The organism is Chitinophaga sp. CF418 (assembly GCF_900142925.1).
GTDB lineage: Bacteria > Bacteroidota > Bacteroidia > Chitinophagales > Chitinophagaceae > Chitinophaga.
On record NZ_FRCN01000006.1, the window covers coordinates 67,658 to 81,552 of the forward strand.

Sequence of the window (13,895 nt, forward strand, 5' to 3'; positions counted from 1 at the left end):
TCAAAACAAAAAAGGAAAACCTCGAGCGATTCTTCCAGGACCAGCCGGTAACCCCGGAAATTGATCAGAATTGGACATCCTGGTGGGATAGCCGTAAAATGCATTCCAAATCACCGTTGACAAGGGTACCCGTCTATGCCTGGATATTAACCAGCCAACGCCCCCCTTTGCGAGATATTCCGTGCTGACTATACGTAGCCAACACTGCAATTAAGGTAAGGTAATACGGGAACAATAAAGATTTTACATGAAAAGTAAGTTTATTCACCAGGACGGAAAATCTAATAAATTCTGGGACATTGAAATTAACGGAAACCTGTTTACCGTTTACTTTGGTAAAGCTGGTACCCAGGGACAAACCCAAACCAAAGAATATACATCGGAAGAAGAATGTAAAAAGGCTGCCGACAAGTTGATCGCTGAGAAGGTCAGGAAAGGATATATCCAGGTCACTGAAGAGGTTAGTGCCGAACCAGTTAACTCCCATACAGCCATCTCCGAAGCAGCCAGTTCTACACCACCTCAGCATCTGTTCGGTGACCTGCTCGCACTTGGCCAGTATCTTGCTGACGGAAATTATCCCGGAGAGCTGGAAACTGTTCACGTAACAGACGAGAACATTGAAGAGATGGAATCGGCTGCCGGTTTTCAGATGCCGGAAGCATTCGTTGATTTCTGCTTGGAGGAGGGCTCACTCTTCTTTAGTAAAGATGATTTTATCTGCGCAATATATTGCTATAACGCTGAAGGCGTTAATGGTAACAACCTGCATGGTTTCCTGACGTTCTATCAGAATTTCTATAGGTGTAAATTCAAGCTGCTTGAAGAGGAAGCAGGCTTCTTGTCGAAAGCCTGCTGGGTATTGGGGATGATTATCAGCGGAGAAGAAATGAGGATATTTGTCAGTGATCCGTTGGGAATGATACGCGGTATTCATTTCCCGCAGGCCTTAAAAAACACCAATGATGAGGCTTTTCTCCAGGCATTATCGCCTGTGCTGGAAGCAAAGGCTTCGCTGAAGTCTTTTATGGGCACGGCCGCCTTTGAGGCATTAACCGTTAGTACAAAAGAGGCTGAAGCTGAAGAAGAGGATAGCGGAGAGGAAGATGAAAATCAAGAGACACAGGTATTCCTTCAAAAACATGGTATAAAAGCCGTTTCTTATGATGAAATACTCGAGGCCCTGGGCGTCGATCATTTATTTGATTATTGGGATGAAGATGGAGATAATTCCTATGCAGCCAATTATGAGAGCGAACGGGAGTATTTTGAGTATTTCAGCAGTGCTATTTATTATTGCGATGGAGACCTGCATATTGATGGCGACCTGGAAATCCCGCATGTTAATATAGCACTCCTTGTGGTACGTGGTAATATGACCATACATGGTAAGGTTGCTTCTTCTTATGGTAGAACTGCAGCGTATTATGTTACCGGCAATACGACCGTTGATTACCTGGATCTTGGATATTTTCAGAAGACCTTAGGGACAGAAACCATCCGGTATGTTGCATCTGCCTGGGGTGAGGATGATGAGGTGGTACATTCCATGCCTTTCCGGAGTATTAATGCGCCGTATTTCTTCTCCTGGTTCTATGATCTGGGCTGTTTTGAATTTGCACCGGAGACGCTCATTACTGCCCTGTACAATTATGATGAGTTATCATCCTATGTGACAGATAATGCTTTTCTGGCCTGGCACGATTATGCATATGCATTCGTTCCGGAGCTCTGTTACACGCTGGATGAATCCCATCATGATACGCTGAACATCAGTATGCGGTCTGTCTATGAGGCACTGAAGAACAACCAGCCGGTCTTGCAGAAAGGAGTTACGCTGGAAGGTATCAAACTGACCCGTGAAGGAGTGCGCCTGACAAAGGAGGAGGATATTACCGGGGCTTATCAATGTTTCAAAGAGGCATTCACAAAAGCCCCTGGTTATTACCTGGCTTATTATCATGCAGGTAAATGCCTGTTTGAACAGAAGGCCTACAAACAGGCCATGGAAGTATTTACCAAAGGTATTCCTTATACGCCTGAGAAAGTTAAGTACGAGTTCGCCTGTATGGAAGAAGCAGCGCTATCTGCTGTACGGATCGGCGAATATAATAAGGCTATCCAATTGGCAAATACAGCGCTGCAAAAGAACGAGTCGGCATATTTTGCTCTGCGGGTGTTGGGAGAAGCGCTTATCTGTCAGCAGAGGCTGGAAGAAGCTAAAGGCTACCTGGAAAGATCAGTAGAGATAAATAGCATTTTTACCAATAACTGGCTGCTGGGATTGGTCTACCATCTCCAGGGGGATGAGAAAAAAGCAGACAAATATTACAAGGAGGCTGCCCAAAAGAGTGGCAGCGCACAACCTTATACGGAGCATACAAGTCTTCACTATTTATACGGAGATCCGGTAACGGTGAACTGGGATACACAAGGCCAGGTATCGACTGTAAAAGACCAGGCATACTGGGACCAGTATTTTGCTGACATGTTGGGTAAATATGGCCCGGATATGTATAAGAAGACCGGTAAATTCCCTGACGAATGGCTTAGCGCTAAACTATTAACGATACCCGATCAATACCGGACGAGAGACATGCTACAGGCATTGCTGGAGCATAAGACAAAGGGTGAATATGATGTAAGAGGCCGGCTGATCGGGCATTTCAAACGGGAACTATATACACCCGACATTATCCTGCTGGCAGTAAACCGTGAAGAACCCTGTTTTTACCATGAGATTCCTGCTGAATTCCTCACAGAACAGATCTACCAGATCCATCCGCATGGCATAGACCTGGCATATGTGCCAAAGGAACAATTAACTTATGATCTGTGTTTCCGCGCAGTGATCGATAATCAATACAACTATAAGCATGTACCTGCTGCATTCAGGGATGAGCGGATGAATATTGCGCTCATTGCCGGTGGTAATCTGCAGGATACACACTGCAAGGACCTGCCTTCAAAATACTACACCAATGAATACATTAAACAGGCCATTGACCTGGGTATTCATGTTATTAAAAACATTCCGCCGAAACTGGTGGATACAGAAATATACCAGTATGCCACCGGAAAATACAGCCAGGAGCATGAATGGCCTTTTATTGTTGAACAGTACGACAGGGATAGATGGCGCTTTGGATCCCAGTCGGATCTGGAGAGGATGGGGAAAGCTGTAAGGAAATACGGCATGAACATCTTCGATCATATCGATGCTGAGCAGATAAACAAGCATAGCCATGCTTATTACAAGAAACACCTGGGAAGTCTGCCAGGGTTCAATGAGAGGGCGGCCGCAGCTGGTTGGGAAGAGCGGAGCAAGATAACAAATGAATATCTTGCAGAGCCGGAGTTTAATTATGACACCTTTGGTAAGGTATGGGCCTGCTACTGGGATGAAGACTTTATTATTAAAGCCATTACAGCCAATCAATCCGGATCCAATGAACGTATCTACGATGTACCAAAGCAATACCTGACACAAAAGATCTGTGATATTGCCGTCGCAAAGAACTCATACGATTTTCAGTTTGTGCCGAAACATCTTGTGACGCAGCAGATGTGTGAAAAGGCCTGTTCTTTGGACTATGGCGCAGCCCTTGAGTATGTTCCTTTGCCCATGCGTACGGCAAAGGTTTGTGAACTGGCAATCGGCAGAGATATTGAAAACATAAAGTTTGTCCCGCTTGAGCTACGTACTGTAGCGTTTTGTGTAGGAGCTGTTCTGAATGACAGCAAGCTGAGTAAATATATTCCGCATGCGTTGTATACTGCCGTTTATGAAATGCTTTTTACAAAGTATAAGAACAGATTTTCCCTGGATTATCTGCTCGTAAACCGGGGACTGGGATTGATTTTGGATAAGAAATATGTCGATGCGAGGAAGAAGTTAACCGAAGTAGAAACTACTAAGAATGTCAGTCCGTTTTACCTGCATCAATCCGTTTATTATCTTGGCTGGACCTACTTCCTGGATGGAGATACCAGTAAAGCTACTGAATACTGGCGTAAATCACAGGACATTGCCAAATCGCAGAAAATTGAGGATGAGGATTGGTTAACATATCCTTATGCTTCTTTCCAGCTGCCGGATGTTCCTGGAGTATACGAATTCAGCCAGGAAGAATTTGACAGGCAGATGCGGGAGGCGTCCTTACTGGTGCAGGATAAGAATTATATCCAGGCAATTGATATACTCAGCCAGGCTGAGAAACTGCTCAGGGATGCACAATGTTCAGAAATGAGGCTGTGGGCTTATGTATGGGACCATCAGCGTTACGCGCTCTATGAGGCTGGCAGGAAAGAGGAATCGCTTGCATTATGCCGTAACACCATTACTGAATTAAATAAAGTCACTTTGTGGGATTACCTGGAAGAGTTTAATCCTATCCGTGCGGCATTACGTAGTGCCCATAATAATCTGGCTTACCATTGCTATGAAACAGCAACAGATCTGAAAGGTGTCGAGGAGGGGATTAAGCATATCAAAATCACCATGAAGACTGTATCACCGATTGAAGAAAAGAATGTACTGAATCTTTTCTACGAGACCCAGGCCCTGCTTTTGCATAAAGCAATGGGCTTTGATCCGGGCTATAAGAAGGACCTGGAAAAGGTGGTCGCTAAGATCGGTAAACTAAAGTTGATGGAAAGTGGTTTATTAAGTGATGAGTATATTGAGAAGGTGAAGTTATAGTACTTGAATATTTGCAAATGGAAGCCCGGTTTCGAAAGGAGCCGGGCTTCCATTTGCTACCCTCTTATCATGCGAGAGGGTAAATCGAAAGAATACTCAATCTGATACTGTAATAGTATTTCAAAATCAAAATTTGTTTAATTTGAGATATGCTACGTGTTTATCCCGTTTATCTACATTTTTTTTTGTTCCTGTTTAATGCCCTATGCGCTTTCGGGCAAGTTCAATTGTCTGCTAAAAATCAGATGTACCCTGAGAATCAGCTGAAAACTGATCTGCAGTTCCTGAGGGGAAAATTGGAGAAAATACATCCGGGGCTTTATCGCTATACTCCTAAACCAGCGTTTGATATCTTTTTTGACAGTCTTTACAATTCCATTACCAGGCCAATGGACGAGCAGGAATTTCTAAGCTTAATTACCCTGCTACATGCTAAAATTGGCGATGGACACACGATGTTTTTGCCAAGCCAGGCGACAACTGATTATAACAATAGCAAAGGCAGATTTCTGCCCCTCTCACTGTCATACATAGGCGGGAAGCTTTATATTCTTGAAAATTGCTCCCCCGATTCCAGCATTAAAAAAGGAGAAGAGATCGTAAGTATTAATGGAGAAGGAATAGATGTTGTCATGTCGCAACTGATGGCAAGGCAAATCAGAGACGGATACAACCAAACCTATCCGGTTTGGATACTAAATCATTATTTTACGGCTTACTATAGTTTTGTTTATGGCCAGCCTTTGCAGTTCTGGCTGGAACTGAGGAACAATAATGGCGAACTTCATAAAAAGCAGATAGCAGCTCTCACAAAGGACAGTATAAGGCTTTTCCGTCAAATCCGCTATCCCGCTATTGAAGACCATGGAATTGCATTAGAGAAAAGGGATAGCACAACTTCCATCCTGACTATTAAAAGTTTCGATCCTGATTTACTGAGATCGCTTTATAAACAGGACTATAAATATGTAATTGACAGCGCTTTCGCCGCGTTGAAACGCAATCGGACTGCAAATCTTATCCTGGATCTACGGGACAACCAGGGCGGCGATTTTGAACCGGGGCGTTACCTGTTGTCGTACTTACTGATTAATCCTACCCGCTATTTACAGTTTGGAAAAGAAGCGCGGTTAATACAGCCCCGAATCAATCATTTTACCGGAAAGTTATTCGTACTGATAAATGGTGGCAGTTTTTCCAACACTGCAATTGTTAGCGCCTGTCTTGAAAAAGATCAAAGGGCAGTCTTTGTAGGGGAAGAGACAGGTGGCAATAAGTATATTATTAGTGGAGACGCAACAGAAATATCACTGCCGCAAACCCAGATAAGAGGCTTTGTTTCCACCACAACGTTTCGGATCATGCCTGGCGCCGGTAATGGTCACGGGGTTTGGCCTGCATTCCCGGCTGTTCCCGATATCACAGCTGTTTTGATGGGAAGAGATGTAGCAAAAGTACGCGCGCTGAAGCTTATATCGGAACACTGAAATATCATCGGTCCCGAATTGATCATCGCGTTTCTGTGAATAATCTTTAAGTCGCGGAAGGCGCTGTATCAAACCAGGAACTGGTCATAGTTATACTGATGAAATAGCTCTGCTGAAAGACTTTCCTCCGGTATAATTATCAATTTCCTTTGAATAACCTGTTCGCGAACTTCCTCCCTGGATACATGCGCTGTTATGCTGTTTCGTTGCCCGACACTCCGCAGCATATCCGCCGCAGAGCGGCTCTTCTTCGCAATCCTGGACGTTTTGGCAGGCTGTGGATCTTTTATCTTTTCTTCCAATGGTAATACCGGCTCCAGCACGGCTGTTACAAATGCCTGTTCGCTGCTGACGGTGCCGGCTGCCTGAATACCTGTATTGGTATGCAAAAAACGGATCTGTAAAAGAATGATCGTAGCAGTGGCTTTGGCCGCCCTGACAGGCAACAGGAGGGTATGTTGTTTCTGTCCCAATGGCACACAACTCGCTGCTGTTGTTGTACCCAGGCAGATATGCTGCTCAAAGTCCATATCCAGCGCTACTGCCTGGAGTTGTATATAACGGGCATCCTTAGGCGGTTTCAGCCAGTGTTGCCAGTTAGCAGGCAGCTTTACCATCACGCTACCATTCTCATGGCGGAGAGTATCTATGCCGCCAATGGTCATGACGGCTCTCTTATTATACCGGAAATCTTTAAGGTGCTGATGCAAGGCTGCGGCACTGAATACACGTTTCCCCCGTGGATGCAGGATGTCCTCTCTCAAAGCCGCATAAACGGCCTTATTTAGCCGGTATACGGTCGTTTCGTCCTGGGCTGGCTGCCATATACCGTTCAGGGCAGAACGGATCGATTTTGCGGCCTTACTGGCCTTTGCAAATTCGCGGCTGCTTTGTTTGCTGGCGGCGGACATACTATCCGGGCCATACTGGGGCATTTTACGGCAGAATTGTTTGCCGTTTCGCTCGTAATAGATCAGGTCTCCGACATGGCCGGAAAGACCCTGGGTAATAATGTTGAAGTTTTGGGCCATAACATGCAATAGATTATTGTTCAATTTACGGAAAAAAATGGCATTAATAAGCTGATAACTAGCTTTTTGTTCGATTATGTCTCTATTCTTTAAGGGAATTATAAGGAGATAAAAAGGACTTCTATATATCCTTATAGGGCTATTGTAATGCCCTTATAATGAACCTTAAATGAGCTTATAGTATGGTACTTGAATAGGGAATGAGTAGGGCTTGACCTGGACTTGATCAAGGCAAAAGTTTGTGTGTCGAAGGATTGAGATGATGAGATCAGGTGGAAAATATGTGGCACTGGCAAAGGAAGAATCAGCAATAAAAGCCGGATGGCGACTGATGCGGGAAAATTCGGCAAGTAAAGCTGCTGTCTATAGATTAATATGAGAGGAAGCGGAAAAGAGCATGCGCGAAAATGACATGAGAAAAAGCAGGCCCCAAAGCTTATCTATGGTGCAAAGATACGAAGAAATCCGCTGGAAAAGGCTCGAATGTCTTTCTTAACCAGCACGCACGCAGAGCGGACAGTTGACAATGTAAACGGGACTATAATATAATAATGTAAGCTCACACGTCCCGGAGAGGAAACGATCATCGCAGACACCCGGCCGCTGCGAATCCTATACGTATGTGACTAATACAGGCCGCAGCCGATGGGATTGATACAAGAGAAAGCAACAATAAAAGCTGGCACCAGGTTCCTGACACTAGAGATTTTTTTAATAAATGTTTTGAAATATACGTTATTGTCCGTAGGTTTATATCCTGAGTTAATTTCGCAACGAATTAACATTTTAATTAAGAGACAATGAACCCGAGCATTGTTGCCCAGTAAACCAAAAATAAATCTGACTTATTGATGATTTGATGTTGTAACAAGCAACAGGCAGATCTTTCACGTGGCATATAACAGTAAAACCTCTACTAATGAAATCAGTTATCCCTATGGGCGATATCAGTCCACAGTTGTACCATTTAGCACATACAAGGTTAAATATGTATATCAGTTAACAGGCTTGTAGCCTGCCGGACAATCATATACCTGTGACTTCCTCTTCCCGGAGGAACAGGACCCTTATTTCCTATACTTAAATATACTTTCAATGATACTGAAGACCGCTGCGAAAGGTAAGAAAGCATTTGCCATTGCCATGCTTATCTTACTTTATTGTGAAGCAGTATTGCCCGCATACGCATTTGCTGCACCGCGGGCGCCACGCCACTACAGCCATGTGACGGTGAGCAGCATACGAAAACCGCCGTCTGCACCTGTCGTTACTGCAGATGTGGCGCTAAAAGAGCAAGCAAACGAAAAGCATTTTGGTGGCCCGGGACAGCCCGAAAGTCAGTCCTTTCATTCCGTGAACAGCGATAAGATGGTTGACCTGTTCTCCGGTGACCTCTCTTACAACATTCCCCTGATGGACGTAGGCGGTTATCCGCTGGCACTTGGTTACAACAGCGGTATTTCCATGGATCAGGAGGCAAGTTGGGTTGGATTGGGCTGGAATATCAACCCCGGATCCATCACCAGGAACATGCGTGGACTGCCCGATGACTTTAACGGTACAGATACCGTGCAGAAGGCATCCAACATGAAGGAGAACAAAACGATCGGCGTTACTTCCGGCGCTGATGTTGAAATAACGGGACTGAGTAAGTTTGTTGGCTTCGGCATAGGCGGCAGCATGGGTGTATTGTATAACACTTATAAAGGCTGGGGAATGGAAACCAGCGTGAACGCCAATATTAATGTAGGCTCACGCAGTATGGGCAGGTTGACCAGTGGTTTGTCTATTACCAACAGTTCGCAGGATGGCGTGACACTGGGTACTTCCTTCAGTTACAAGTTTGCGGATCAATATGCATCAGAACATGGGGGAATGAGTGGCAGCGTATCTACAGGACTTTCCTATAATGCCCGCGAAGGCTTAAAGGCGCTGACGTTCTCCGCAGGCCTGCGTCAATACACAGTGGACGATAAGAATTGCAGAGGTGTTGCCGAACAGGGCAGCTCTGTGTCCAGCTATATCTCCTTTGCACAGCCAGCTTTCATGCCATCCATGAATCTTGCCTATACCAATACATCATTCAGTTATACCGCCAAGATAGGCTACGAGACAAAGGTAGTACACCCAAGTTTTTATATCACAGGATATGTGTCGTTACAGGATATTGCTGATGCAGATAAACGCTTGTCATTGCCCGCATATGGATATCTGAACTACCAGAAAGCGAATGGCAATGAAGGCGCCCTGCTGGACTACAATCGTGATAGAGAGATCGCTTACCGGGAAAAGCCTGCCGTGCCTAATATCGGTGTTCCTTCTTACACCTATGATGTATTCGCCATCTCGGGAGAAGGCAATGGCGGTATGTTCCGCGCTTACCGCGGAGACATCGGGTATGTGTATGACCACGCTATGAGATCAAGGGATAAATCAGACAAGCTCAGTACAGATATCGGTATCGGAGATCTGGTGCATGGTGGTGTTGACCTAAGCCTTACCCGCGCTTACACACAGGTAGGCCCCTGGATAGAACAGAATCCGTTGGCGAGTACAGTTGCATTCAGGAAGTCTGATAAGACATTCGAAAGCGCATACTTCAGGAACCCGGGAGAAATGAGCGGTAACACAAAAGCATTTTATGATGCTATTGGTGGTGATGATGTGGTAGCTGTAGATCTGTACCAACCAAGTAATAGTAGTCCTACCATTGAAGCGACAAACAGACTGAATGCTTATCGTAATAAGAAGCTGGTAGCTAAGAAGACCCTTACATCGGATAACGTGTATAAAGCCACACGCGACAAACGCAGCCAGGTTATTTCTTACCTGACGGCTAGTGAAGCCAGTGTTGGTGGTCTTTCAAAATATATTGAGAACTATACGCCGAACTTATTCAGCCTCAGTAGCTGCAGTGTTGAATTTCCTGATAATGTTAACGGACAGGGTGTAGGATTGAAGGCAGAATATTTCAAAGGGAAAAAATTCGAAGAGAAGTTATTCGAGCGTATAGATCCCCTGGTGAACTTCAATAACAAAGGAGAGTTTGCAGCCACGGCGCCTGCAGGCGTCAGCCTTGATAATAACTTTTCCATACGTTGGACTGGCAGGCTGAAGGCCGATGTTACAGGACGTTACTGCATCACTACCCGCAGTGATGATGGCGTGAGAATATACCTGAATGATACGTTGCTGATAGACCGCTGGAATGATCATCCGGAGAAACTGGACACTGCCTGGGTGAACCTGGTAGGAGGCGAATTGTATAATCTCCGGGCAGAATATTACCAGGCAGGAGGTCGCGCGGTAATGAGAATGCTTTGGAAACCGCTGGCCACTACGGAAGTGCCTATTCCTACTTCGAATCTCTACCTGATGCCTGATAAGGATACTTTTGTCGTAGGTAATAGCCTGCTCTCAAGAGAGAAGCGTGTGAACCAGTTTCGCAAGCCTGATCATATCTCGGAGATCAGTGTGTTGAATACGGATGGACGCCGTTATGTATACGGTATCCCGGTATACAATCTGAAACAGAAAGATGTAACATTCTCTGTAGCTGCTTCCGGTGGTAACAGGAATGAGGGAATGGTGAAGTACGCTATCGGATCTGATAATACACTGAGTAACAACAAGGGTAATGACCATTACTTCAACAGTGAGGAGCTTCCCGCCTACGCACATGCTTTCCTGCTGACAGGCATCGTCTCTCCTGATTATGCAGATGTTACCGGAGATGGCATTTCTGATGATGACCTGGGAACGGCCGTTAAATTCAACTATACAAAGATGGCCGGTATAAAGAATCCCTACCAGTGGAGAACACCTGCCAATGACAGCGCCGCGTATAATGAAGGCCTGAGAACAGATAACAGGGACGATAAAGGCAGCTACGTAACAGGTGAGAAGGAATTATGGTACCTGCATTCTATTGAATCAAAGACAATGATCGCCACCTTCAAAACAAGTGACCGTGATGATCTGCCTGCAATCAATGAGGACGGTGTAAAGCAGTCCGGACGTGTGGCCCGGAAACTGGATGAGATCAACCTATATGCTAAAGCCGATTTTCAGAAATATAATACTGGGGCCAAACCTATCAAGACAGTTCACTTTGAATATACTTATGAGTTGTGTCCTGGCGTGAACAGGCCTTTAAACAATAATGGTAAGCTGACGCTGAAACGTGTATGGTTTACCTATAACGGAAATGATAAAGGCAAGAGAAATCCTTATGTCTTTAGCTACAATAAAAATAACCCGGTGTATAATGCCAAGTCGTACGACCGTTGGGGCAATTATAAACCTGCCACACAGAATCCGGGTTATACCGCGTCTAACCAGATCAATAATGCCGAGTATCCTTATGCATTGCAGGACAGCTCACTGGCAGCTGCTAATGCGGCAGCATGGACGCTGGATTCTATCATATTGCCCGGTGGCGGCCGTATGAAGATTGATTATGAGAGCGATGACTATGCCTATGTACAGAACAAGCGTGCGGCACAGATGTTCAAAGTAGCTGGCTTCTCCGCTGGAGCACCAAATAGTTCAGGTGACCTGAACCGCTCTTTATATGGATTGATAGATTACAGGTATGTTGCCGTGAATGTTCCCAAAGCAGTAAGCAGCAGGCAGGACCTCTATTCAAGATATCTCGAAGGACTGAATGGCAGGCTTTACTTCCGCTTATATGTACAGGTACCGGGAGATAAGTTTGGCGGTGGCGGTGAATATGTGCCTTGTTATGCTATCATCGATGATAACGAATATGGTTATTTCAATAATGGCAATACGATCTGGATCAAAGTAAAGGCCATTACTGCAGGAGGTGATACAGGTGAGACAACGAGCATATTCAGTCCGATGGCACAGGCAGCTATTCAATATCTCCGCCTGAACCTGCCTTCCAAAGCCTATCCGGGATCGGATACAGGTGACGATTTCCAATTCTCCGATGCTATCAAGATCCTGCTTTCACAAGCGGATAATATCAATAATACCTTCCTTACCTATAATGTAGCTGCCAGAGCCAAAACCTGGATGCGTGAGATAGATACATCACGCACGATGGTAAGACTGGACAATCCATTCTATAAGAAATATGGCGGCGGCCTCCGTGTAAAGCGGATCAGGATATATGATAACTGGAATGCCATGACCAAACAGCAGGAGTCTGTATACGGTACCGAATACCAGTATACGACTACGAAGGAGGTGAACAGAACACCTGTAGAGATCAGCAGTGGCGTGGCCAGTTATGAACCGATGATAGGAAATGAAGAGAATCCATGGCGTCAGCCATTGGAATATAAACAACAGGTGGCCGCGCTGGCGCCTGTGAATATGGGTTACACCGAAGAGCCTTTATGCGAATCTTTCTTCCCTTCACCCTCTGTAGGATACAGAAATGTAAGAGTACGTTCTCTCAATTCAAAGAATGTACGCTCTGCCAATGGTTTTGAAGAAACCAGATTCTATACTACTTATGATTTCCCGGTACTGACAGATATGACGCTGGTTGCTGATGGCAAAAAACGCTTTAAGCCTGCACTGGCCAATTTCCTGCGTATCAATGCAAAACATTTTGTAGCCATCAGTCAGGGCTTTAAAGTAGAGCTGAATGACATGAATGGTAAGCTACGCTCCCAGGCATCTTATGCAGAAACAGATGCTGACAATCCTATTGCTTATACAGAGAATTTCTACAGAACAGAAGTGCCTAAAGCTGAGTTCAAGCACCTGATCAGTACTGTTACTACTATTAATCCAGACGGTGTAGTAGACACAGTAGCTACAGTGGGAGAAGATGTGGAACTGATGCTGGATATGCGCCATCAGAAGAGTGTAACCAATGCCAACAATTTTAACGTGAACGGCGACTTCTTCTCATTCAGTCTCCCGCCTGTATTCCTCATCCCGACCTTATGGAACCTGGCGCAAAGAGAGGAGGTATTGTTCAAATCTGTTGCTGCCACTAAGGTGATCAGCCGCCATGGTTTGCTTGATAGCATAGTGGTGGTTGATAAGGGCAGTAGGGTAGTGACACGCAACCTTGCATACGACAATGAAACCGGTGTTGTGGTGCTGAGCAGTACCCAGAACCTCTTTGGTGATCCTGTGTATCATTTTACCTGGCCTTCAGGATGGACATACGACGGTATGAGCGGCGCTTATAAGAATGTGAATGTGCTGCTGGATAACATATTCATCTCCGGAGGCAAGATCACGAAAGGTATCACAGCGGGTACAGAGTCCAGTTATTTCAGCAGTGGAGACGTGATCCTGGTGGGCTCCAAAGTAAAGACAGGCGGAGCAGATTGCACACCACAGATCGCGACTTTCCGTACCAGCAGTGTATTGTATGCGGTAGATGCCAATGCGGTGAGCGGCGGTACGCCTGATATCTATTTCGTGAATGCTGATGGAGTACCATTCTCTGGCAATGATGTGATGATGAAGATCATGCGTTCAGGTAGAAAGAATATGAGCACGGCAGTGGGAGAGGCGTCTATGCTGAATAATCCGCTGGTAAAACAGGGCGATAAATACCAGCTGGTGATAGATGCCAATTCAAGAGTGATTAAAGCTAATGCAGTGGAATATAAGCAGGACTGGAAGGTGGCTGATAAAAAGAAACAAAAGGCGGTTTGCGCTAATTAATTGACTACGTAAAAT

The 13,895-nt window shown here is 45.2% G+C and carries 4 protein-coding genes; 3 read left to right on the top strand and 1 reads right to left on the bottom strand.

Translation table 11 applies throughout. The features are described from left to right. Positions 1 to 247: 247 nt before the first annotated feature. Together F3I09_RS14550 and F3I09_RS14555 are read left to right on the top strand one after the other, a co-directional pair. Positions 248 to 4,702 carry a WGR domain-containing protein gene (locus tag F3I09_RS14550; protein ID WP_149695764.1) on the top strand — a complete coding sequence of 1,485 codons (4,455 nt, stop codon included), beginning with the start codon at positions 248 to 250 and terminating at the stop codon, positions 4,700 to 4,702. A 389-nt stretch (positions 4,703 to 5,091) separates the two neighbouring features. Beyond that, positions 5,092 to 6,189, top strand: a complete 1,098-nt coding sequence (locus tag F3I09_RS14555) for a S41 family peptidase (RefSeq protein ID WP_188133811.1) — start codon at positions 5,092 to 5,094, stop codon at positions 6,187 to 6,189. A 68-nt stretch (positions 6,190 to 6,257) separates the two neighbouring features. Here F3I09_RS14555 and F3I09_RS14560 read toward each other — a convergent pair whose 3' ends face one another. Beyond that, on the bottom strand, positions 6,258 to 7,220 hold the full coding sequence (locus tag F3I09_RS14560) for a hypothetical protein (protein ID WP_149695766.1): 963 nt from the start codon (positions 7,218 to 7,220) through the stop codon (positions 6,258 to 6,260). A gap of 1,095 nt (positions 7,221 to 8,315) precedes the next feature. Here F3I09_RS14560 and F3I09_RS14565 point away from each other — a divergent pair. Beyond that, positions 8,316 to 13,880: a PA14 domain-containing protein gene (locus F3I09_RS14565; RefSeq protein WP_149695767.1), complete on the top strand. Its 5,565-nt coding sequence runs from the start codon at positions 8,316 to 8,318 to the stop codon at positions 13,878 to 13,880. Positions 13,881 to 13,895: the final 15 nt, after the last annotated feature.